This is a genomic window from Variovorax paradoxus B4 (assembly GCF_000463015.1).
In the GTDB taxonomy this organism is placed as follows: domain Bacteria; phylum Pseudomonadota; class Gammaproteobacteria; order Burkholderiales; family Burkholderiaceae_C; genus Variovorax; species Variovorax paradoxus_E.
This window is the reverse complement of record NC_022247.1, coordinates 4,476,682-4,499,683: the sequence shown is the minus strand read 5'-3', so window position 1 is coordinate 4,499,683 and position 23,002 is coordinate 4,476,682. Positions and strand designations below refer to the sequence as shown.

Sequence of the window (23,002 nt, the reverse complement as noted above, 5' to 3'; positions counted from 1 at the left end):
GTCTCCGGCGCGACGTATGCTCCATGTCGCGCGTTTCGCCAACGCTCTCTCCTGATATGGCGAAGAGATATACAAGATGGATATACAGAAAGCGAGTTTCCGATGACCACCCCCATTCCCGCAACCCTGATTCCCGGCGATGGCATCGGCCCCGAAATCGTCGACGCCACCCTGGCCGCGCTCGATGCGCTGAAGGCGCCCTTCGAGTGGGACCGCCAGATTGCCGGCCTCGGCGGCGTCCAGGCCTCGGGCGATCCGCTGCCGCAGGCCACGCTGGACAGCATCCGCCGCACCCGCCTGGCCCTCAAGGGCCCGCTCGAGACGCCCTCGGGCGGCGGCTACCGCTCGTCGAACGTGCGGCTGCGCGAGGAGTTCCAGCTCTATGCCAACCTGCGTCCCGCGCGCACCATCATTCCGGGCGGCCGCTTCGACAAGATCGACCTGATGGTCGTGCGCGAGAACCTCGAAGGCCTGTACATCGGCCACGAGCACTACGTGCGCATCGACGGCGACCCGCACGCCGTCGGCATGGCCACCGGCATCAACACGCGCCAGGGCTGCCTGCGCGTGCTCGAATACGCCTTCGAGACCGCTATTGCCACGGGCCGCAAGAAGGTCACGCTGGTGCACAAGGCCAACATCATGAAGGTGCTGACCGGCCTGTTCCTCGAGACCGGCCTGCGGCTCTACGAAGAAAAGTACAAGGGCAAGTTCGAGCTCGACACCATCATCGTGGACGCCTGCGCGATGAAGCTGGTGCTCAATCCATGGCAGTTCGACATGCTGGTGACGACCAACCTGTTCGGCGACATCCTGTCCGATCTGGTGGCGGGTCTGGTGGGTGGCCTGGGCATGGCGCCCGGCGCCAACATCGGCGCCGATGCGGCGATCTTCGAGGCCGTGCACGGCTCGGCACCCGACATCGCCGGCAAGGGCATCGCCAACCCCACGGCACTGCTGCTGGCCGCCGCGCTGATGCTAGAGCACGTCAGGCTGCCCGAGATGGCCACGCGCCTGCGCAAGGCCATCGACGACACGCTCAACATCGACAAGGTACGCACCGGCGACCTGGGCGGCAGCGCCGGCACGGCGGCGTTCACCAAGGCGCTGGTCAGCCGCATTCAAAACGGCTGAAGCAACTGCGCCGCGGCTGCGGGGTTCCATGAGAAAGCTCCTGCTCCTGCTGGCCCTGTGCGTGGCCGGCGCAGCCAGCCTGGCATCCGCGGCCGCCGAGACGCGCTACACCGTCGTGAAGATCGATCTGCGCCGCGAACGGCTCGAGCTGTTCCTGCGCGACGACTCCGGTGTCGAGTTCAAGCGCCTCGACCGACTGGAAGCCTGGCTCGCCGCGCGCAACCGGCAGCTCCTGTTCGCGATGAACGCCGGCATGTACCACGCGGACTTTTCCCCGGTTGGCCTGTTGGTGCAGGAGGGGCGCGAGGTGGCGCCGCTCAACCTGGCGGCCGGTACGGGCAATTTCTTCCTCAAGCCGAATGGCGTGTTCCTGGTGTCGGATGCGGGGCCGCGCGTGGTCGAGTCGTCCGAATATGCGGCGCTGCCGAAGGAGGGCGTTCGGCTGGCGACCCAGTCGGGACCGCTGCTGCTGCGCCGCGGCGTGGTGCATCCCGCCTTCATTCCGGATTCCGACTCGCGAAAGATCCGCAACGGCGTGGGCGTGTCGGGACACACGGCAATCTTCGTGATCAGCGAGCAGCCGGTGAACTTTTACGAGTTCGCGCTCTACTTTCGCGACGTGCTGCATTGCCGCGACGCGCTCTATCTCGACGGCACCGTGTCGGCGCTGCATTCGCCCGCGCTGCGGCGCACCGACTTCACCAGGGAGCTGGGACCGATACTCGGCGTGGCGGTGCCGTGACCCCGGCCTTTGCCGCCAGCGTTTTCATTCAGGATTCCTTGAGCAATGACCCAGGCCCTTCCCATTCTTTCGCTCGTCGAAACCCGCGTGCTCGGCGTGCTGGCCGAGAAGCAGCGCACCGTGCCCGACAGCTATCCGCTGACGCTCAATTCGCTGGTGTCCGGCTGCAACCAGAAGACCAGCCGCAACCCGGTGCTCGAACTGAGCGAAGCCCAGGTGCAGGCCGCCATCGACAGCCTCAAGGGCTACAGCCTGGTGGCCGAAACCAGCGGTGGCCGGGCGTTCCGCTACGAGCACAACATCGACCGCGTGCTGCGCATTCCGTCGCAGTCGGTGATCCTGCTCACGGTGCTGATGCTGCGCGGCCCGCAAACGGCCGGCGAACTGCGCATCGCCTGCGACCGCATGCACAACTTCGCCGACATCTCGTCGGTCGAGGGTTTTCTCGACGAGCTCGCCGAACGCCCGGCCGGCGCGCTGGTGGTCAAGCTCGCGCGCCTGCCGGGCGCACGCGAAAGCCGCTGGGCGCATCTGCTGAGCGGCGTGCCGGCGGAAGAGCCGGCCGGGACTGGCGGCGCATCGGCCGACGGGGCGTATGCATCGCACGATGCATCGCACGATGCATCGCTCGGCGAGGTGGCCGCGCTCAAGGCCAACGTGGCGCGGCTCGAGGCCGAACTCGCATCGCTGAAGGCGCTGGTGGGACGGGTGTGCTCGGAGCTCGGGATTTCCGAAGCGGGTTAGCGATCGGCAACAGCCCATGCCCGAGCATTCGGATTTTCCGGCGAACGATGCGCGCTCGCAGGCCTTCATCCGCGACGGCTTCTTGCGCATCGACAACGCCTTTTCGCGCGAACTCGCGGCCGAGGCCCGCGCGATCCTTTGGCGCGACACCGGATGCGATCCGCACGATCCGTCGACATGGAGCAAGCCCGTCGTCCGGCTCGGCATGTACGCGCAGCAGCCCTTCGCCCAGGCTGCCAACACGCCGCTTCTGCACAGCGCCTTCGACCTGCTCGTCGGCCCGGGGCGGTGGCTGCCGTGCCGCAGCATGGGCACCTTCCCCGTGCGCTTTCCCTCGGCCGAAGACCCGGGTGACGCCGGCTGGCACATCGATATGAGCTTCGGCCTGGAGAACTCCGACTTCATGTCGTGGCGGGCGAACATCCGTTCGAAGGGGCGTGCGTTGCTGATGCTCTTCCTGTTCTCGGATGTGGGCGACGACGATGCACCCACGCGCATCCGCGTCGGCTCGCATGCCGACATCGCGCGGCTGCTGATGCCCGCGGGCGAGGACGGCCTGTCGCTGGGAGAGTTGGCGCGCAACGGTTTTGCCGAATCCGCCGAACGGCCCGAGGTGCTGGCGACAGGCGCGGCGGGCACCGTGTATCTTTGCCACCCGTTCCTCGTGCATTCGGCCCAGCCGCACCGTGGCACGCGGCCGCGTTTCATGGCGCAGCCGCCGTTGCTGCCTGCGCAACCCTTCAGTCTCGAGTCGCAGGCACGCTGCCCTGTGGAAGAAGCGATCCGGCAGGCGCTGAGCGGCTGAACGCGCCCGGCTGGCCCGGCACTACCGGCGCATCGATCGGTTTCGCCTGCGCAGGCTGCGCCTTGCTGGCCAGCTGCAGCAATTCGTCCACCTCCCAGTGATCGTCGGCATGCACGCCGTACTTGCAAGCCACGATGCGCCCGTGCGCGTCGACGAGAAAGTCCGCCGGCAGGCCCAGGATGCCGTTCTCGGCCTTGGTGTAGAAGCGCCTGGCCGCCAGGATCCACCGCAACCCGCTCCAGAAGACGCGGGGATTCAAAAGCGCCCGTACGGAGGTCTCGACCCCGAACGCCTTGAAGTGCTTCTTGCCTGCGTCGGCGACGCAATCGAACGGCAGCTGCGCCTGGTACTTGAGCATTTCTTCGCGCGAAGAATGAAAGAACACCACCTGGCGAATGCCCGCCGCGGCAATTTCCGCCTGGCGCCTGCCCATGGTGAGCAGATGGAAGTTGCACACGGGGCAGCCCGCGAAACGCCGGAACTGGAGATGCACATGACGCGGCACCGGGTCCGGAACGTGGACGGGCTTGCCGTGGATGGTGCTTGCGGCAATGGCGGGAGCCGTGTCCCCGGGCGCGAGTTTCATGCAATTCATTCCTTTAACGTACAGTGTACGTAATTGAATATACTCGCACCTTCAAAACTGCGTCAAGATCCGTTGCCATGGGACGACCCGCCAAATTCACGCATTCGCAACTCCAGGCCGCGGCGCTGGCGCTGGTCGACAGGGAAGGGCTTGCGGGCCTGTCCATGCGCGCACTTGCCGGCGAGCTCGGCACCGGCGCCATGACGCTCTACAACTATGTCTCGCAGCGCGAGGACATCGACCTGCTGGTGGTGGAGGCGGTGATCGGCGAAGCGCGCTGGCCGCTTGTCGACTACGCGCAATGGCAGGACGAAGTCCGGGCCATTGCCACGGCGTTGTGGCAGGCGGTACGGGCGCATCCGCATGCCATTGCGTTGATCCTCACGCGCCGCAGCCGCTCGCCGGCCGTGTTCGAGGTGACCGAAGCGCTGCTGCGCGCGCTGGCCCGCAACGGGCGCTCGGGACAGGCCCTGCTCGTCGCGTTCCGCGCCGTCTCCGGCCTGATCACGGGGCTTGCGCAATCGGAACTCGCCGGTCCGCTGGCGCTGCAGGCCTCGGAGTCGGCGGAACTCACCATCGCGCGGTTCCGGGCCTTGCCGGCCGAGCGCTTTGCACACCTGATCGACATTGCCAACGCAGCCGCGGGCAGCACGGCCGATACCGAATTTCAGGCGAGCCTGGATTTGCTGCTCGCGGGGCTGTCCGCAGACCGCGGCGGCGGTGATCGCTGATCGGCTTCAGGCGGCCTCGCCCCATCCGAAGAACCGCAGCACCTCGCCCTGCTGGCGCATCGCGTCGGCCCGCCCGAGCGCCATCAACTCGCGCGTATAGCCCGCCTCGAACAGCAGGTAGCTCGCGAGCGCGCCGCCCTTCACGTTGGCCGCAACCTTGGAGCCGCCCAGCAGGTGGCGCACCGCGCCGGGCAGCGCATCGACATGGCGCGCCGCGATCACGTCGAGCCGCTCCGACGGCGAGATCACCAGCAGGTCGAGTGGACGTAGCGAACTCGACTTGCGGGCCTCTTCGGGAATGAGGCCGAGCGTGAGGTTGATGCGCCGAAGCCGCTCGATGTCCACCGCCAGCGCATCGAGAAAGATGCTCGACAGCGCATGGCCCGCGATCTGCGCCATGGTGGGATAGCCGCTGTAGGTGTTGGGCGCGTCGGTGTCGCGCGGCTCGTGCATGCGTCCCGCGCCAACCACCAGGATGCGCTGGGCGCCGAGGTGGATCGCCGCCGCAATCGGCGCCGACTGGCGCATCGAGCCGTCGCCGAAATATTCGGTATGCCCCTGCATCGGCAGCGCAGTGGCCGGAAACACGAAGGGAATGGCCGACGAGGCCAGCAGGTGCGCATGGCTGATGCGGTCGCGCACCGACAGCCGCTGCGAACGCACCCAGGGCTCCATCGGCTCGGCGGCTTCGAAGAAGGTGACGTGCTCGCCCGAGCTGTAGCTGGACGCGGTCACGGCCAGCGCCTGCACGTGGCCTTCCTGCATGAGCCGGGGCAGCCGGTCGAGCGGCACCATGCGGGCCAGCAGGTCGGCCAGCGGCGCGTTGTCCAGCAGCGAACGCGGCTTGATGCGCATCCAGCTGGCCGCAAAACGCCCGAGACCGAGCAGCATGCGCCAGTGCGTGCCGCTGCCGATGACCGAGAGCGAATCGGGGCGGTAGACCTGCTCGGTGCGGGAATCACGCCAGACCTGCGCGATGCGCGCGACGGCGTCGTCGAAGTCGTCGGCGCCGCAGGCCAGCGCGGCCGCGTTGATGGCCCCGGCCGAGGTGCCTGTGATCACCGGAAAGGGATTGCGCTGGCCCGCAAAGCCCGCCACGCGCCGGATCTCGGCAATGGCCTCCAGCACGCCGACCTGGTAGGCGGCCCGGGCGCCGCCGCCGGTGAGCAGGAGACCGGTGGCGGGGGAGGTCTCTGGCATTTGATTGGTGTTGTTGTCCCCGGTGGGGGAAAGGCGAAGCGTGCGCACCTGGGAGCGAGCCATGAGACCCACTAGACTACCCGCCATTCAGGAGTTAGATCAATGGCACTCACCCCAGAAGGGATCATGGACGCGCTCAAGGCCGTCGCGGATCCCAACACCGGCAAGAATTTCGTGGCGACCCGTTCGCTCAAGAACCTGCAGATATCGGAGGGCGACGTGTCGTTCGACCTCGAGCTCGGCTACCCGGCCAAGAGCCAGCACGCGGCCATGCGCAAGGCGCTGGTGGCGGCCGCAAAGGCGGTGCCGGGCGTGAGCAACGTCTCGGTCAACATCACGACCAAGGTCATCAGCCATGCGGTGCAGCGCGGCGTGCAGCTGATGCCCAACGTGAAGAACATCATCGCGGTGGCGTCCGGCAAGGGCGGCGTGGGCAAGAGCACCACGGCGGCCAACCTGGCGCTGGCGCTGGCGTCCGAGGGCGCGGCCGTCGGGCTGCTGGACGCCGACATCTACGGCCCGAGCCAGCCGATGATGCTGGGCATCGAGGGCCGGCCCGAGAGCGAGGACGGCAAAACCATGGAGCCGCTCGAGAACCACGGCGTGCAGGTCATGTCGATCGGCTTCCTGGTCGACCAGGACGAAGCCATGATCTGGCGCGGACCCATGGCCACCCAGGCGCTGGAGCAGCTGCTGCGCCAGACCAACTGGAAAGACCTCGACTACCTGATCGTCGACATGCCGCCCGGCACCGGCGACATCCAGCTGACGCTTTCGCAGCGGGTGCCGATGACCGGCGCGGTGATCGTCACCACGCCGCAGGACATCGCGCTGCTCGATGCCAAGAAGGGCATCAAGATGTTCGAGAAGGTCGGCGTGCCGATCCTGGGCATCGTGGAAAACATGGCGGTGCACATCTGCTCCAACTGCGGCCACGTCGAGCACATCTTCGGCTCCGAGGGCGGCAAGAAGATGGCCGAGCAGTACCAGATGGAATACCTGGGCGCGCTGCCGCTGGACATCAACATCCGGCTGCAGGCCGACAGCGGCAAGCCGACCGTGGTTGCCGACCCCGACGGCGAAGTGGCCGGCATCTACAAGGCGGTCGCGCGGCAAGTGGCCGTGGGCATTGCCGAAAAGGCCAAGGACTTCTCGGCCAAGTTCCCGACCATCTCCATCAGCAAGAACACCTGATCGGCGGCGCGCCCGTGAATCTTCTCGCGTCGATGCGCTATCTCGTTGCGCTCAGCGAGCACAAGCATTTCGGCCGCGCGGCGCAGGCCTGCCACATCACGCAGCCGGCGCTGTCGAATGCGCTGCGCTCGCTCGAAAGCGAGTTCGGCGTGGTCATCGTCAAGCGGGGGCGCGCGTACGTGGGCCTCACGCACGAAGGCGAGCGGGTGCTGGCCACGGCCCAGCGCATGCTGCGCGACAACGAGGTGCTGCAGCAGGAACTGCGCAGCGAAGAGGGCCATCCGCGCGGGCGGCTCCGCATGGCGGCGGTGCCCACCGCCATTCCGATGCTGTCGCGCTTTGCCGCGATGCTGCACGAGCTGCATCCGGGCATCGTGCCGGCGGTGCTCTCGATGAGCTCGCAAGACCTGGAAACGGGGCTCGAAAGCCTCTCCGTCGACCTGGCGCTCGGCTACACCGAGCGCATGCACCTGCCGGGCATCAAGCTCACGGCATGGCCGCAAAGCGTGGAGCATTACTTCCTGCTGCGGCGCGCGGCCAAGCCCTCGGCCGACCGGCTGCGCATCGGCCGGCCGATGTCATGGGCCGAGGCCGGCAAGCTGCCGCTGTGCCTGCTCACGCCCGACATGCACAACCGCTCCATCATCGACCAGGCGCTGCGCGACGCCGGCATCGCGCTGGAACCGGCCATCGAGACCAACTCGGTACTTACCCTGGCATTGGCCGTGCTCGCGGGCACCGTCAGCAGCGTGTTGCCGGGGTCGATGGTCGCGGCCGTGCGCAGCTACCGCGAGCTGGAGGCGCTACCGCTGGTGGGGCCCGAGGTCAAGACCCCGCTGGGCTTCATGACCCAGACCGGCGTGCGCCCCTCGCGCGCGCTCGATGCCGCCCTGGTGTTCCTGCAGACGCCGGCGTGGCGCGAGCAGGTGCGGCTGCACAGCGGCGCGCTCGGCGAATAGACGGCCCGCGGGCCGTCGGGCCTGTTTCGGCGGTTTCCGCCATTTAGTTATTGAATCGATCGATGTGCCGATCGAATTTGACGCGCCCCGGGCCGCCCCACACACTCGGTCAGGCTCCAAGCATTGCTGGGGGCATTTCCGAGACATCGAAAAAAGGCCCAGGCAGTGAACAACCACCCAGCCACGACCCGCGAGACAACAACGGCGGCCAGCACGCACACCATCGTGCCGCTCGCCACCGCCGACGAGATGCGCGAGCGCATCCGCCGCAAGAGCAAGCTCAAGGGCCGCCAGCCCGAGGAAGCGGCGCTCGTCGAAGTGCGCACGCTGATCGGCGCGCGTCCCGCCGAGGGCCACCGGCGCGACCTGCTCATCGAGCACCTGCACAAGCTCAACGACGCCTTCCGCTGCCTGCACGACCGCCACCTGGTGGCGCTGGCGCGGGAAATGAACATCCCGATGGCCGAGGTCTACGAGGTTGCGACCTTCTATCACCACTTCGAGGTGGTGCGCGGCGACGATGCCGCGCCGGGCCTCACCGTTCGTGTGTGCGACGGGCTGGCCTGCGAACTGGCCGGCGCCAAGGATCTGATGGCGCGGCTGCCTGCGCTGCTCGGCGCCGAAGGCGGCGACGTGCGCGTGATTGCCGCGCCCTGCGTCGGCCGCTGCGAGCAGGCGCCCGCGGTGGTGGTCGACCGGCAGGCCGTGCCGCTCGCGACCGAAGAGAAAGTGCTTCAGGCCCTGAAATCCGTGCCGGAAGAAGCTACGGTTGCCTATTTCGACGCCGCCGCGTTCGCGCAGAAAAGCATTTCGCCACTGCCCGGCGCGGTCGAGCGCATGCCGGCCTTCACCGACTACGTCACCTACCGCGCGCATGGTGGATACGCGCTCGCCGCCGCACTCGTCAACGGCGAGGAAGACGCCGAGGCCATCATCAAGACGATGGAAGACTCGGGCCTGCGCGGCCTGGGCGGCGCGGGCTTTCCGGCCGGGCGCAAATGGCGCATCGTGCGTGACCAGCCGGCGCCCCGGCTCATGGCCGTGAACATCGACGAAGGCGAACCCGGCACCTTCAAGGACCGCACCTATCTCGAACGCGATCCGCACCGCTTTCTCGAAGGCCTGCTGGTGGCGGCGCAGATCGTCGGCATCGAGCAGTGCTACATCTACCTGCGCGACGAATACCACGACTGCCGCGCGCTGCTGGAGACCGAGCTGGCCCGGCTCCAGGCCGATCCGCCCTGCGCGCTGCCGCGCATCGAGCTGCGGCGCGGCGCGGGCGCCTACATCTGCGGCGAAGAGTCGGCCATGATCGAAAGCATCGAGGGCAAGCGCGGCGAACCGCGCATGCGCCCGCCGTACATCGCGCAGGTGGGCCTGTTCGGCCGCCCGACGCTGGAGCACAACTTCGAGACCCTCTACTGGGTGCGCGACATCGTCGAGAAAGGCGCGGCCTGGTTCAGCGGCTTCGGCCGCCACGGCCGCAAGGGCCTGCGCAGCTTCAGCGTGAGCGGCCGGGTGAAGCACCCGGGCGTCAAGCTCGCGCCCGCGGGCATCACCGTGCAGGAGCTCATCGACGAATACTGCGGCGGCATGCTCGACGGCCACTCGCTCTATGCCTACCTGCCGGGCGGCGCGTCGGGCGGCATCCTGCCGGCGCGCATGAACGACATTCCGCTCGACTTCGACACGCTGCAGCCCCACGGCTGCTTCATCGGCTCGGCCGCCGTGATGGTGCTGAGCCAGCACGACCGCGCCCGCGACGCCGCGCTGAACGTGATGCGCTTCTTCGAGCACGAGAGCTGCGGCCAGTGCACGCCCTGCCGCGTCGGCACCGCCAAGGCCGCGGCGCTGATGCATGCGCCGGTGTGGGACAACGCCACGCTCGAAGACCTGGCGCAGGTCATGGGCGACGCCTCCATCTGCGGGCTCGGCCAGGCGGCCCCCAACCCGATCCGCTGCATCCAGCAATACTTCCCGGAGGAGGTGGCATGAACGCCCCGTCCAAGCTCGCGGAGCTGATGCCGCAAACCATCGAATTCACCCTCGACGGGCAACCCATCCAGGCCTTCGACGGCGAGACCATCTTCAAGGCGGCCGAGCGTCACGGCGTCGACATTCCCCACCTGTGCTTCAAGGACGGCTACCGCCCCGACGGCAACTGCCGCGCCTGCGTGGTCGAGGTGAAGGGCGAACGCACGCTCGCTCCCAGCTGCTGCCGCAACGTGACGGCCGGCATGGAGGTGCAGGCCACCAGCGAGCGGGCTCTCAAGAGCCAGAAGATGGTGGTCGAGATGCTGCTGTCCGACATGCCCGACGAGGGCTACAAGTGGATCGGCGACGACGCCACCCAGCAGCACGGCGAACTCAGCGCCTGGGCGAAGAAGCTCGACATCGCGGCGCGGCCCGAACTCAAGGCGCTGCGCCGCAAGCAGCCGAAGGCCGACATCTCGCATCCTGCGATGGCCGTCAACCTCGATGCCTGCATCCAGTGCAACCGCTGCGTGCGCGCCTGCCGCGAGGAGCAGGTCAACGACGTCATCGGATACGCTCTGCGCGGTGGCGACAGCAAGATCGTGTTCGACCTCGACGACCCGATGGGCGACAGCACCTGCGTGGCCTGCGGCGAATGCGTGCAGGCCTGCCCGACCGGCGCGCTGATGCCCAAGAGCCACATCGGCTCGCAGCAGGTCGACCGCAAGGTCGATTCGGTGTGCCCGTTCTGCGGCGTGGGCTGTCTCGTGACCTACAACGTGAAGGATGAGAAGATCGTCAGCGTCGACGGCCGCGACGGCCCGGCCAACCACAACCGCCTGTGCGTGAAGGGCCGCTTCGGCTTCGACTACGCGCACCACCCGCAGCGCCTGACCAGGCCGCTGATCCGCAAGGCCGGCATGCCGAAGGACTTCGGCGATGCGCCGCGGCCCGGCGACTGGGGCGAGGTCTTCCGCGAAGCCACCTGGGAAGAAGCGCTCGCGCTCACCAGCGGCAAGCTCTCGGGCCTGCGCGACACCTACGGCGCCAAGTCGCTCGCGGGCTTCGGCTCGGCCAAGGGCAGCAACGAAGAGGCCTACCTGTTCCAGAAGCTCGTGCGCACGGGTTTCGGCAGCAACAACATCGACCACTGCACGCGGCTGTGCCACGCCTCCAGCGTGGCGGCGCTGCTCGAAGGCGTGGGCTCGGGCGCGGTGAGCAACCAGGTCAACGACGTGGAGCATGCGGGGCTGATCTTCGTCATCGGCTCCAACCCCACGGCCAACCACCCGGTGGCCGCCACCTGGATGAAAAACGCCGCCCAGCGCGGCGCCAAGATCGTGCTGGCCGACCCGCGCCGCACCGACATCAGCCGCCATGCCTGGCGCACGCTGCAGTTCAAGGCCGACACCGACGTGGCCATGCTCAACGCGCTGATCCACGCGGTGATCGACGAAGGCCTGGTCGACCAGGAGTTCGTGCGCACGCGCGCCAGCAACTACGAGGCGCTGCGCGAGAACGTCAAGGGCTACAGCCCCGAGGCGATGGCACCCATCTGCGGCGTGCCGGCGGAAACGCTGCGCGAAGTGGCACGCGCCTTTGCCAGCGCCAAGGGCGCGATGATCCTCTGGGGCATGGGCATCAGCCAGCACGTGCACGGCACCGACAACGCGCGCTGCCTCATCGCGCTGGCCACCGTCACCGGGCAGATCGGCAAGCCGGGCTCGGGCCTGCATCCGCTGCGCGGCCAGAACAACGTGCAGGGTGCGAGCGACGCGGGCCTGATCCCGATGATGTTTCCCAACTACCAGCGCGTCGACAACCCGGCGGTGCACGCGTGGTTCGAGAACTTCTGGGGCACGCCGCTCGATGCGACACCGGGCTACACCGTGGTCGAGATCATGCACAAGGCACTGGCGCCCGACAGCGATCCGCACAAGGTGCGCGGCATGTACATCATGGGCGAGAACCCGGCTATGAGCGACCCCGACCTGAACCATGCGCGCCATGCGCTCGCGAGCCTCGAGCACCTGGTGGTGCAGGACATCTTCATGACCGAGACCGCGTGGCTCGCCGACGTGGTGCTGCCCGCGAGCGCCTGGCCCGAGAAGACCGGCACGGTGAGCAACACCGACCGCATGGTGCAGCTGGGCAAGCGCGCGCTCAATCCGCCGGGCGACGCGCGGCCCGATCTCTGGATCATCCAGCAGATCGCCCGGGGCATGGGCCTGCACTGGAACTACGAGGGCGAGGAGTCCGGCGTGGCCGCGGTCTACGAGGAAATGCGCCAGGCCATGCATGCGGTGATCAGCGGCATCAGCTGGGAGCGGCTGCAGCGCGATTCGAGCGTGACCTACCCCTGCCTGAGCGAGGACGACCCGGGCCAGCCGACCGTGTTCATCGACGACTTCCCGACCGCCGACGGTCGCGTGAAGCTGGTGCCCGCCGACATCATTCCGGCGGACGAGCGGCCCGATGCCGAGTACCCGTTCGTGCTGATCACCGGTCGCCAGCTCGAGCACTGGCATACCGGCAGCATGACGCGCCGCGCCTCCGTGCTCGATGCGCTGGAGCCGATGGCCACCGCCTCGATGAACCAGTCCGACCTGCAGAAGCTCGGCCTCGAAGCCGGCGACGTGATCACCGTGCAGTCGCGCCGCGGCGAGGTGGCCATCCACGTGCGGCGCGACGACGGTACGCCCAGCGGCGCGGTGTTCGTTCCCTTCGCCTACTACGAGGCCGCGGCCAACCTGATGACCAATGCCGCGCTCGATCCGCTCGGCAAGATTCCGGAGTTCAAGTACTGCGCGGTGAGCATCCGGCGCGGCGGCCAGCCGATGGCGGCGGCCGGTTACGGAACCGGGTCGGGCGTGCTCGCGGCGGTGGACTGAGGCGGGCGGCGGCGGGAGCGCGGTCGCGGCCATGGTTTAACCTTGGCGCCAACCTCCCGCACCGTTCCCATCACCACCGGCATGAAAACCAGAGTCCAGTTCCGCCTGCGCATCTACAGGGACGACAGCATCGCGATCGGCCCCGGCAAGATCGCCGTGCTGGAGGCGGTGGCGGAAACCGGCTCGATCTCGGCCGCGGCGCGCCAGCTGGGCATGTCGTACCGGCGCGCCTGGATGCTGATCGATGAAATGAACCACGCCTTGAGCTCCCCGGCCGTGAACACCGCGGCCGGCGGCTCGCGCGGCGGCGGCACCGCGCTCACGCCGGTGGGCGAGGAAATCGTCAAGCACTACCGCGCCATCGAGAACGCCGCGCGCCTGGCCACGGCGGCCGACGTCCGCGCGCTGACGCGCCTGCTGGCGCCCTGATCCGTTCCCGCGCTGTATCCGAAAGGATATCGGCGCCATCCTCCCGCACCCGCCACGGACGCCCCTTCAGGGGGGAGCGTCCGTTCGTGCAACAATTGCGTTGTATCTTCATGAATACGACGAACTCCCTCATCGCCTCGGCCGACTGGTTTCCGCTGGTGCTGTCGCTCAAGGTGGCCGCGGTCGCGACCCTGCTGGCGCTCATTGCCGGCGTGGCGCTGGGCTGGGTGTTCGCGCGCAAGCGTTTCCCCGGCCACACGGTGCTCGAGGCAGTGTTCATGCTGCCGCTGGTGCTGCCGCCCACGGTCATCGGCTACGCCATCCTGGTGGCGGCGGGGCGCCACAGCCCGCTCGGCAGCTGGCTGCGCGAGCACTTCGACTACAGCATCATCTTCAGCTGGCATGGCGCCGTGGTGGCGTCGGCCGTGGTGGCGCTGCCGCTGGTGCTGAAGTCGGCCAGCGCGGCCTTTGCGGGTGTGGACCGCTCCCTCGAAGCCGCCGCCAGCACGCTGCGCCAGTCGCCGTTTTCGGTTTTCCTGCGCGTGACGCTGCCGCTGGCCTGGCCCGGCATCCTGGCCGGCACGCTGCTCGCGTTCGCGCGCGCCATGGGCGAGTTCGGCGCCTCGCTGATGGTGGCGGGCTCCATTCCGCAGCAGACCCAGACCCTGTCGATGGCCATCTACGACGCGGTGCAGGCCGGCCACGACGACCTCGCGCTGCTGCTGGTGGTGGTGACCTCGCTGCTGTCGGTCACCGTGCTGGTGCTGTCGAACCGCTTCTTTTCGCTGCGCTGACCGATCCATCCCCCAACCCGAGGAATCCTGCATGCGTCCGCTCCGCCTTCTGTCTCTTGTGCTTGCCTTGGCGCTGCCGCTGGGCGCGGCGGCCCAGCAGATCACGGTGTCCGCGGCTGCCAGCCTGACGGACGCATTCAAGGAGCTCGGGCCGAAATTCGAGGCCGCGAAGCCGGGCGCCACGGTGCGCTTCAATTTCGCGGCCTCGGGCGTGCTGCTGCAGCAGATCGGGCAGGGCGCCCCGGTCGACGTGTTCGCGAGCGCCGACCAGGAGACGATGGGCCGCGCCGCCGAGCAGAATCTCGTCGACACGGCCACGCGCCGGAACTTCGCGAGCAATGCCCTGGTGCTGATCGAGCCGGCCAAGGGCGCGGTCGGCGTCAAGTCGCTGCAGGACCTTGCCGGCGCGGGCGTCCGGAAAATCGCGGTCGGCAAGACCGCCACCGTGCCGGTCGGCCGCTACACGCGGCAGGTGCTAGATGGCGCGGGACTCTGGAGCGTGCTCGAGCCGAAGTTCGTACAGGCCGACAGCGTGCGCCAGGTGCTCGACTACGTGGCCCGCGGCGAGGTCGAGGCCGGTTTCGTCTACCGCACCGACGCGGCCGTGATGAGCGAGAAGGTCCGGGTCGCCTTCGCGCCAACCACCGCCATGCCGGTGACCTACCCGGTCGCGGTGGTCGCCGAAAGCCGCCAGAAAACCTTGGCCGGCGATTTCGTGGCCTTTCTTTCCAGCGACGCCGCGCGCGAGGTGCTCGCGCGCTACGGCTTCGGCAAGCCATGATCGACGTCGACCTGAAGCTCACGGTCACCGACGGCACGCGCCGCTTCGACCTGGCGGCGCGCTTCGCGACCGACGTGCCCTTTGCCGCGCTCTACGGCCCCTCGGGCGCGGGCAAGACGCTCACGCTGCAGGCCATCGCGGGGCTGCTGCATCCGTCCGCGGGCCATGTGCGGCTCGACGGCCGCACGCTCTACGACTCCGCCCGCGGCATCGACGTGCCCGCGCCGGCGCGGCGCATCGGCTACCTGTTCCAGAACTACGCGCTGTTCCCGCATCTGTCGGTGCGCGAGAACGTGGCTTTCGGCCTGACCGCCTGGCACCGGCGCGGGCTGCCGCCGCGCGAGGCCGAGATGGTGCAGTCGCTGCTCGAAGGCTTCGGCCTGGCGGCGCTGGCCGACAGCCGGCCGCAGAAGCTCTCGGGCGGCCAGCAGCAGCGCGTGGCGCTGGCCCGCGCGCTGGCCTGCCAGCCGCAGGTGCTGCTGCTCGACGAGCCTTTTGCCGCGCTCAACCCCATGCTGCGCAGCGAATTGCGCCAGGAACTCGCGCAGGTTCGCCGCCAGTGGGGCATTCCGGTGCTGATGATCACGCACGACATCGAGGACGTGCTGGCGCTGGCCGACGTGGCCTTCGTCTACAACCACGGCCAGGTGGTGCGCGAGATCGACCTGCACAACGCGCAGAGCCGCGATTTCGCGCTGCGCGAGGCGGGCGGCGTGCCGGCCGCCGAGGCCACGCCGCTGCATCGAAAGCTGCGCGGCCTGCTGCTGCAGGACGCGACCGGCGCTTGAACCTCCGGCACGGATGACCCTCGGCGCGAAAGCGGCATGCGGCGGCGCTACGATGGCCGGATGAATCCCTCCATCGATGTTGCCGTCGTGATGCGCCGCGAGCGCGTGGACAGCCGTTGGCAGTCCTGGCGCTGGATTCTCGAAAGCGTCGGCCCCGACCAGCCCGGTTTCGGCACCGAGCCGCGCCTGCTCGAGGCGAACGAAGGCGCACAGCGCTGGCTGCATCCGGGTTTCAAGACCGAGTTGTTCCGCGACGACGTGGAGGGCTACCACCTGAACGCCACCACGCCCGCGCCCTGCTGGTTCGTGCTCTGGCGCATGGAGGAAGAACCCACCGTCGCCGACGAGCCGATCGCGCGTCCGGTGGTGGTGAGCCTCAGCTACAACGAGGCCGGCCGCTGGCTCGACGCGCAGGAAACGGTGGAGCAGGTGCCCGCGCCCGAAGAGGTGATCGAGTGGATGCGCGGCTTCGTCCAGGCGCATTACGTGATCGAGCCCAAGCGCCGCAAGCGGCCCGAAAGTTTCCGTCCGCTGGTCGACCGCTTCGGCAACGCGGCCAGCGTGTCGACCGAGAAGAAGCGCGGACGCGGAGCGGGCGATGTCTGAGAATTTCTTCGACCGCTGGTCGCGGCGCAAGAAGGAAGCGCGCGAAGATGTGTCGTCCCCTCCCACCGTGCAAGAGGTGGAAGAGCCGCTGTCCGTGCCCGGCCTTCCCGCCGAAGGGCAGGGGGAAATACCCCCGCCCACGCTCGCCGAAGCACAAGCGCTCACGCCCGAGTCCGATTTCCGGCCCTTCATGGCCAGGAACGTCGCGCCCGAGGTGAAAAACACTGCTTTCAGAAAGCTCTTTGCCGACCCGCAGTTCAATGTGATGGACGGCTTGGACACCTACGTCGACGACTATTCCCAATCGACGCCCATCCCCGACAGCGTGCTGCGCCAGATGGCGAGTGCCAAGTTCCTCAGGCTGTTCGAGCACGAGGAAGAAGCCGAGGTGCCACAAGAACCCGCTGCCCCCGCGGAAACCCCGCAAGGCGCCGCACCGCCGGACGTGGCACAGTCCGAGCCTCCGGAGGATCTCCTCCCCAGCCAGCGGGTTGCCGACGTGCAGCCCGCAAGCCAGAAGACCGATGACCACAACGCTGATCTGCGACTGCAACCAGACGATGCCGCTCGAGCCGAAGACGCTCGGCGCGGCGCTGGCTGAGTCGCTGCCCCTTCATTCCACCCTGTGCCGCCGCGAGGCACCGGCGTTCCAGCGCGCCATCCGCTCGGGCGACGAAGTGGTGGTGGCCTGCACGCAGGAGCGCCGGCTGTTCACCGAGCTGGCCGAACAGACCGAAGGCGCGACCTCGCCCATCCGCTTCGTGAACATCCGCGAAACCGGCGGCTGGAGCCGCGACGCCAAGAGCGCCAGCCCCAAGATCGCCGCACTGCTGGCCGTGGCCCATCTGCCCGAGCCCGATCCGGTCTCGACCGTGAGCTACGCGAGCCAGGGGCGGCTCTTGATCGTCGGCCCGCTCGACGCGGCCGAGAAGGCCGCGGCACTGGTGGCCGACGCGCTGCAGGTCTCCATCTTTTCCACCGGCCCGGGCGCCGCGGGCGGCGCGCAGGAACGCCGCTGGCCCGTGATGGCGGGGCGCATCGCATCGCTCGAAGGCTGGCTCGGCAACTTCTCGCTGCGCTGGACGCGCGACAACCCCATCGACCTCGACCTGTGCACGCGCTGCAATGCGTGCCTCGGCGCCTGCCCCGAGCAGGCGATCGGGCTCGACTACCAGATCGACCTGGGCAGGTGCACTTCGCACCGCGACTGCGAAAAAGCCTGCAGCGTGGCCGGCGCCATCCACTTCGGCCGGGCGCCCGAGGCGCTCGATGCCGAGTTCGACCTGGTGCTCGACCTGGGCGCGAACGCGCTGATCGACTGGCATGCGCCGCCGCAAGGTTATTTCCACCTGGCGGGCGGGCTCGCGCATGCCGAAGGCCTGTCGACGCTGCTGCGCCTGCGCGAGCTGGTGGGCGAGTTCGAGAAGCCGAAGTTCTTCGACTACAAGCAGAAGCTCTGTGCCCACAGCCGCAACGAAGTGGTGGGCTGCAACGCCTGCGTCGAGGTCTGCTCGGCGCACGCCATCTCGAGCGACAAGGAGCGCCAGCGCATCGTCGTGAATCCGCAGCTCTGCGTGGGCTGCGGCGCCTGCACCACCGTGTGCCCGACCGGCGCGCTGGGCTACACCTACCCGCGCACGCCCGACCAGGGCCGCAAGCTGCGCACGCTGCTGGCCACCTACCTTGGCGCCGGCGGCCGCGACGCCACGGTGCTGCTGCACAACGAAGAAGGCGGACAGGCACTTGTCGAACAGCTCGGCCGCGCGGCCCAGCTGGGGCGCGGCAAGCGCGACGGGCTTGGCGGCGTGCCCGCGCATGTGCTGCCGGTGGCGCTGATGCACGTCGCGAGCACCGGCATCGACCTGTGGCTCAGCGCCATCGCCTTCGGCGCCTCGCAGGTGGCGGTGCTGTCCACCGGCGAGGAAGCGCCGCAGTACCTCGATGCGCTGAAGAAGCAGATGGCCGTCGCGCAGGCGCTGCTGACGGGCCTGGGCTACACCGGCACGCATTTCCACCTGATCGAGGCCGACGCGCCGGCTGCGCTCGACGCGGCCCTGGCCGGCCTGCGCGCCACGCGCCAGCGCGTGCCCGCCACCGCGGCGCGCTTCGCCGTGGGCGCCGAGAAGCGCGGCACGCTCGAGATGACGCTCGACCACCTGATGGCGCAGGCGCCCGTGCTTTCGGCGCCGCCTGCCGATGCCGCCGCACCGCTCGCCCCACCCCTTGAAATTGCGCTGCCCGCCGGCTCTCCCTTCGGCGCGGTCACGGTGAACAAGGACAGCTGCACGCTGTGCCTGGCCTGCGTGAGCGCCTGCCCCGCCAGCGCGCTGCAGGACAACCAGAACGCGCCGCAGCTGCGCTTCATCGAGAAGAACTGCGTGCAGTGCGGGCTGTGCGAAACCACCTGCCCCGAGAACGCGATTGCGCTCGTGCCGCGGCTCCTGGCCGCGCCCGAGCGCAAGCAGCCCGTGGTGCTCAACGAGGCCAAGCCCTGGGCCTGCATCCGCTGCGGCAAGCCGTTCGGAACGCAGAAAGCCATCGAGGCGATGCTCGGCAAGCTCGCGGGCCACGCCATGTTCCAGGGCGAGGCGCTCGAGCGGCTCAAGATGTGCAGCGACTGCCGGGTGATCGACCTGTACAGCGCGCAGAACGAAATGAAGATCACGCAGCTATGAGCCAGTTTCCTCCCATGACCTCGGCGCTCGACGAGGAAATTGCGCGCGCCGAGGTCTACGGCCTGCTCGCGCGCCTCTGGTATGCGGCGCCCGACGCCGACCTGCTCGGCGCCTTCGGCGTGGCGCCGACCGAGGCGCCCGCGGCGGGCGCCTTTCTCGAAGAGCCCTGGCGGCAGCTGGTCGGCCTGGCGCGCGGCACCGATGCGGCCGCGGTGCATGCCGAGTACGACGCGCTGTTCGGCGGCATGGGAAAGCCCGAGATCTACCTGTTCGGTTCGCACTACCTGAGCGGCTTTCTCAACGACAAGCCGCTGGCGCAGTTGCGCACCGACCTGGCACGGCTGGGGCTCGCGCGCGGCGAGGCCGTGTCCGAAAGCGAAGACCATGTCGCCTGCCTGTTCGAGGTCATGCGCTACCTGATTGCCGGCGACGACGCGGCGGTGGCCAACCTCGCGCAGCAGCAGGCCTTTTTCGCCGCGCATCTGCAGTCGTGGCTGCCGACGCTGTGCGATGCGGTGGCGCAACATCCCAAGGCGCATTTCTATGCGTCGCTGGCCGGCTTCACCCGCGCCTTCGCCGAGGTCGAGGTGCAGGGTTTCGACATGCTCGGTTGACCTTTATCAAAGGAAGAGCTTGATTGTCGGAAATAAGGGTCTGGACTAGTATCCAGAAGTATGCAAATCAGTTCATATCTGGTTTGCCCCCAGCCACTCCTGGAGATCACATGCAGGACAGCCAAGCGGCCGGCACCAAGCCGGCCTCGCGTCGAGGTTTCTTTCTAGGTGCCGCCGGCGCCGGTGCGGCGGTTGCCGCGGTTTCGGTGCTCCCCAAGGTCGCCCCGGCCCCAGCGGCCGTCGAGGCCGCTGCGCCCGCGGCGAAGCCCGCGCCTGAAAAAGGCGGCGGCTATTCGCTGAGCGAACACGTCAAGCGCTATTACAAGACCGCTTCGGCCTGAAGCGGAAGGTCCAAGATGTTGCTGACCAAGAAAACAGCCCCCGCGAACAATGTCTCGCGGCAAGGGGAGCGCGAGTCGTCCTCCCCCTTCATTCACAGCCTGCGGCGCGGCCTTTCCGGCGCGCTGCCCACCATGGACCGGCGCGCCTTCCTGCGGCGCTCCGGGCTTGGCGTGGGCGTGGGCCTGGCCGCGGGCCAGCTCACGCTGATGCGCAAGGCCGAGGCTGCCGGCGAAGCGCGGCCCACGGCGGTAGGCGCCGGCAAGGTCGAGATCAAGCGCACCGTGTGCTCCCACTGCTCGGTCGGCTGCGCCTCCGATGCGGTGGTCGAGAACGGCGTGTGGGTGCGCCAGGAGCCGGTGTTCGATTCGCCGATCAACCTCGGCGCGCATTGCGCCAAGGGCGCGGCCCTGCGCGAGCACGGCCACGGCGAATACCGGCTGCGCTATCCGATGAAGCTGGTCAACGGCAAGTACGAACGCATCAGCTGGGACACCGCGCTCGACGAGATCACCGCCAAGCTGAAGGAACTGCGCCAGGCCAGCGGGCCCGATTCGGTCTACTGGATCGGCTCGTCCAAGCACAGCAACGAGCAGTCCTACCTGCTGCGCAAGTTCGTGAGCTTCTGGGGCAGCAACAACTGCGACCACCAGGCGCGCATCTGCCACTCGACCACGGTCGCGGGTGTGGCGAACACATGGGGCTACGGCGCCATGACCAATTCGTACAACGACATGCGCGGCGCCAAGGTGGCGATGTACATCGGCTCCAACGCCGCCGAGGCCCATCCGGTCAGCATGCTGCACATGCTCCATGCCAAGGAGCATGGCTGCAAGATGATCGTGGTCGATCCGCGCTTCACGCGCACCGCGGCCAAGGCCGACGAGTACGTGCGCATCCGCTCGGGCTCCGACATCGCCTTTCTCTTCGGCATCCTGCACCACATCTTCAAGAACGGCTGGGAAGACAAGCAGTACATCAACGACCGCGTCTTCGGCATGGACAAGGTGCGCGAAGAAGTGCTGGCCAAGTGGACGCCCGACAAGGTCGAGGAGGCCTGCGGCGTGAAGGAGGCGCAGGTGCTCAAGGTGGCCACCTGGCTCAACGAGAACCGCCCCGGCACCATCGTGTGGTGCATGGGCCAGACGCAGCACACCATCGGCAACGCGATCGTGCGCGCCTCGTGCATCCTGCAGCTCGCGCTCGGCAACGTGGGCAAGTCGGGCGGCGGCACCAACATCTTCCGCGGCCACGACAACGTGCAGGGCGCCACCGACGTGGGCCCGAACCCCGATTCGCTGCCCGGCTACTACGGCCTGGTCGAAGGCTCATGGAAGCACTTCGCCGCCACCTGGGGCGTGGACTTCGAGTGGATCAAGAAGCAGTTCGCGTCGCCCGCGATGATGAGCAAGCCCGGCATCACCGTGTCGCGCTGGATCGACGGTGTGCTCGAGAAGAACGAGCTGATCGACCAGGACTCGAACCTGCGCGGCGTGTTCTATTGGGGCCACGCGCCCAACTCGCAGACCCGCGGCCTCGAGATGAAGCGCGCCATGGACAAGCTCGACCTGCTGGTGGTGGTCGACCCGTATCCTTCGGCCACCGCGGCCATGGCGGCCATGCCCGGCAACCCCGACGACCTCAACAAGAACCGCGCCGTCTACCTGCTGCCCGCGTGCACGCAGTTCGAGACCAGCGGCTCCGTCACGGCCTCGAACCGTTCGCTGCAGTGGCGCGAGAAGGTCATCGAGCCGCTGTGGGAAAGCCGCAGTGACCACATGATCATGCAGCAGTTCGCCGACCGCCTCGGCTTCGGCACGGAGCTGAGCAAGAACTACAAGATGCAGAAGGTCAAGGGCATGGACGAGCCCGTGCCCGACGACATCCTGCGCGAGATCAACAAGTGCGTCTGGACCATCGGCTACACGGGCCAGAGCCCCGAGCGGCTGCAGGCCCACATGCGCAACATGGGCGCCTTCGACGTGCGCACGCTCAAGGCCAAGGGCGGGACCAAGGACAAGGTCAACGGCTACGACATGACGGGCGACTACTTCGGCCTGCCGTGGCCCTGCTTCGGCACGCCCGAATTCAAGCACCCCGGCTCGCCGAACCTCTACGACACCTCCAAGCACGTGATGGACGGCGGCGGCAATTTCCGCGCGAACTTCGGCGTGGAGCGCGACGGCAAGAACCTGCTGGCCGAGGACGGCTCGCATTCGCTGGGCGCCGACATCACCACCGGCTATCCCGAACTCGACCACGTGCTGCTCAAGAAGCTGGGCTGGTGGGACGAGCTCACCGAGGCCGAGAAGCCGAAGGCCGAAGGCAAGAACTGGAAGACCGACAGCTCGGGCGGCATGATCCGCGTGTTCATGAAGAACCACGGCTGCCATCCCTTCGGCAATGCCAAGGCGCGTGCGCTGGTCTGGAACTTCCCCGACGCGATTCCGCAGCACCGCGAACCTCTTTACGGCAATCGGCCCGACCTGATGGCCAAGTACCCGACGCACGACGACAAGATGGCGTTCTGGCGCCTGCCCACGCTGTACAAGAGCGTGCAGCAGAAGAACATCGCCGACAAGGTGCACGAGAAGTTCCCGTACGTGATGACCTCGGGCCGGCTGGTCGAGTACGAGGGCGGCGGCGAGGAAACCCGCTCGAACCCCTGGCTCGCCGAGTTGCAGCAGGAGATGTTCATCGAGATCAACCCCAAGGTCGCGGCCGAGAAGGGCATTCGCAACGGCGAGCGCGCCTGGGTGCACACGCCCACCGGCGCCAAGCTCAACGTGCAGGCCCTGGTGACCGAACGCGTGGGGCCCGACACGGTCTTCATGCCGTTCCACTTCTCGGGCCATTGGCAGGGCGTCGACATGCTCGGCTACTACCCCGCAGGCGCAGCCCCCGTGGTGCGCGGCGAGGCGATCAACACCGCAACGACCTACGGGTACGACAGCGTGACCATGATGCAAGAGACCAAGACCACGGTCTGCAATGTGGAAAAGGCATAAGGAAGCAC

The 23,002-nt window shown here is 68.1% G+C and carries 21 protein-coding genes; 19 read left to right on the top strand and 2 right to left on the bottom strand.

Going from position 1 to position 23,002, the window contains the following annotated elements:
* The first annotated feature begins 102 nt into the window (after positions 1–102).
* The 4 genes from VAPA_RS20915 to VAPA_RS20900 are packed head-to-tail and all read left to right on the top strand — an operon-like array spanning position 103 to position 3,425.
* Complete coding sequence (locus tag VAPA_RS20915; RefSeq protein WP_021008759.1) at positions 103–1,134, top strand: isocitrate/isopropylmalate dehydrogenase family protein; 1,032 nt, start codon at positions 103–105, stop codon at positions 1,132–1,134.
* 28 nt (positions 1,135–1,162) lie between these two features.
* Positions 1,163–1,876, top strand: a complete 714-nt coding sequence (locus tag VAPA_RS20910; RefSeq protein ID WP_021008758.1) for a phosphodiester glycosidase family protein — start codon at positions 1,163–1,165, stop codon at positions 1,874–1,876.
* Positions 1,877–1,921: 45 nt separating this feature from the next.
* On the top strand, positions 1,922–2,620 hold the full coding sequence (locus VAPA_RS20905) for a YceH family protein (RefSeq protein WP_021008757.1): 699 nt from the start codon (positions 1,922–1,924) through the stop codon (positions 2,618–2,620).
* A gap of 16 nt (positions 2,621–2,636) precedes the next feature.
* Positions 2,637–3,425 (top strand): phytanoyl-CoA dioxygenase family protein, encoded by a 789-nt coding sequence (locus VAPA_RS20900; RefSeq protein WP_021008756.1) that lies wholly within the window; start codon positions 2,637–2,639, stop codon positions 3,423–3,425.
* Here VAPA_RS20900 and VAPA_RS20895 read toward each other — a convergent pair.
* A complete protein-coding gene (locus tag VAPA_RS20895; protein WP_021008755.1) occupies positions 3,361–4,011 on the bottom strand; it encodes a redoxin domain-containing protein in 651 nt (216 codons plus the stop codon). The genes VAPA_RS20900 and VAPA_RS20895 overlap by 65 nt on opposite strands.
* Before the next feature lie 77 nt (positions 4,012–4,088).
* Between VAPA_RS20895 and VAPA_RS20890 the strand changes: the two genes are divergently transcribed.
* Positions 4,089–4,742 carry a TetR/AcrR family transcriptional regulator gene (locus tag VAPA_RS20890; protein ID WP_021008754.1) on the top strand — a complete coding sequence of 218 codons (654 nt, stop codon included), beginning with the start codon at positions 4,089–4,091 and terminating at the stop codon, positions 4,740–4,742.
* A gap of 6 nt (positions 4,743–4,748) precedes the next feature.
* Here VAPA_RS20890 and VAPA_RS20885 read toward each other — a convergent pair whose 3' ends face one another.
* A complete protein-coding gene (locus VAPA_RS20885; RefSeq protein WP_021008753.1) occupies positions 4,749–5,942 on the bottom strand; it encodes a patatin-like phospholipase family protein in 1,194 nt (397 codons plus the stop codon).
* A gap of 102 nt (positions 5,943–6,044) precedes the next feature.
* On the opposite strand from VAPA_RS20885, the gene apbC reads away from it, so the two are divergent.
* From apbC to VAPA_RS20815, 14 genes are all read left to right on the top strand, one after another.
* On the top strand, positions 6,045–7,136 hold the full coding sequence (gene apbC / locus VAPA_RS20880) for an iron-sulfur cluster carrier protein ApbC (protein WP_021008752.1): 1,092 nt from the start codon (positions 6,045–6,047) through the stop codon (positions 7,134–7,136).
* Between the two features lie 14 nt (positions 7,137–7,150).
* The gene (locus VAPA_RS20875) at positions 7,151–8,095 is read left to right on the top strand and encodes a LysR substrate-binding domain-containing protein (RefSeq protein WP_021008751.1); all 945 of its coding nucleotides are present in this window, start codon (positions 7,151–7,153) and stop codon (positions 8,093–8,095) included.
* A gap of 249 nt (positions 8,096–8,344) precedes the next feature.
* Positions 8,345–10,090, top strand: a complete 1,746-nt coding sequence (locus VAPA_RS20870) for an NAD(P)H-dependent oxidoreductase subunit E (RefSeq protein WP_051255399.1) — start codon at positions 8,345–8,347, stop codon at positions 10,088–10,090.
* Positions 10,087–12,960, top strand: coding sequence for a formate dehydrogenase subunit alpha (fdhF, locus tag VAPA_RS20865; protein ID WP_021008749.1), 2,874 nt, complete (start codon positions 10,087–10,089; stop codon positions 12,958–12,960). Before VAPA_RS20870 ends, fdhF begins: the two co-directional genes overlap by 4 nt.
* Positions 12,961–13,041: 81 nt before the next feature.
* Complete coding sequence (locus VAPA_RS20860; protein ID WP_021008748.1) at positions 13,042–13,389, top strand: winged helix-turn-helix domain-containing protein; 348 nt, start codon at positions 13,042–13,044, stop codon at positions 13,387–13,389.
* A gap of 110 nt (positions 13,390–13,499) precedes the next feature.
* Entirely contained in the window at positions 13,500–14,183 is a 684-nt protein-coding gene (modB, locus tag VAPA_RS20855) for a molybdate ABC transporter permease subunit (protein WP_021008747.1), read from the top strand.
* Between the two features lie 31 nt (positions 14,184–14,214).
* A complete protein-coding gene (modA, locus tag VAPA_RS20850) occupies positions 14,215–14,964 on the top strand; it encodes a molybdate ABC transporter substrate-binding protein (protein ID WP_021008746.1) in 750 nt (249 codons plus the stop codon).
* Entirely contained in the window at positions 14,961–15,752 is a 792-nt protein-coding gene (locus VAPA_RS20845) for an ABC transporter ATP-binding protein (protein WP_021008745.1), read from the top strand. The genes modA and VAPA_RS20845 overlap by 4 nt, the downstream gene beginning before the upstream one ends.
* A gap of 36 nt (positions 15,753–15,788) precedes the next feature.
* Positions 15,789–16,358, top strand: coding sequence for a DUF3305 domain-containing protein (locus tag VAPA_RS20840; RefSeq protein WP_021008744.1), 570 nt, complete (start codon positions 15,789–15,791; stop codon positions 16,356–16,358).
* The gene (locus VAPA_RS20835; RefSeq protein ID WP_021008743.1) at positions 16,351–16,959 is read left to right on the top strand and encodes a DUF3306 domain-containing protein; all 609 of its coding nucleotides are present in this window, start codon (positions 16,351–16,353) and stop codon (positions 16,957–16,959) included. Before VAPA_RS20840 ends, VAPA_RS20835 begins: the two co-directional genes overlap by 8 nt.
* Positions 16,883–19,033 (top strand): 4Fe-4S dicluster domain-containing protein, encoded by a 2,151-nt coding sequence (locus tag VAPA_RS20830; protein ID WP_021008742.1) that lies wholly within the window; start codon positions 16,883–16,885, stop codon positions 19,031–19,033. Before VAPA_RS20835 ends, VAPA_RS20830 begins: the two co-directional genes overlap by 77 nt.
* On the top strand, positions 19,030–19,647 hold the full coding sequence (locus VAPA_RS20825) for a TorD/DmsD family molecular chaperone (protein WP_021008741.1): 618 nt from the start codon (positions 19,030–19,032) through the stop codon (positions 19,645–19,647). The genes VAPA_RS20830 and VAPA_RS20825 overlap by 4 nt, the downstream gene beginning before the upstream one ends.
* Positions 19,648–19,757: 110 nt before the next feature.
* A complete protein-coding gene (locus VAPA_RS20820) occupies positions 19,758–19,988 on the top strand; it encodes a hypothetical protein (protein ID WP_021008740.1) in 231 nt (76 codons plus the stop codon).
* 15 nt (positions 19,989–20,003) lie between these two features.
* Positions 20,004–22,994, top strand: a complete 2,991-nt coding sequence (locus VAPA_RS20815) for a formate dehydrogenase subunit alpha (protein ID WP_021008739.1) — start codon at positions 20,004–20,006, stop codon at positions 22,992–22,994.
* Positions 22,995–23,002: the final 8 nt, after the last annotated feature.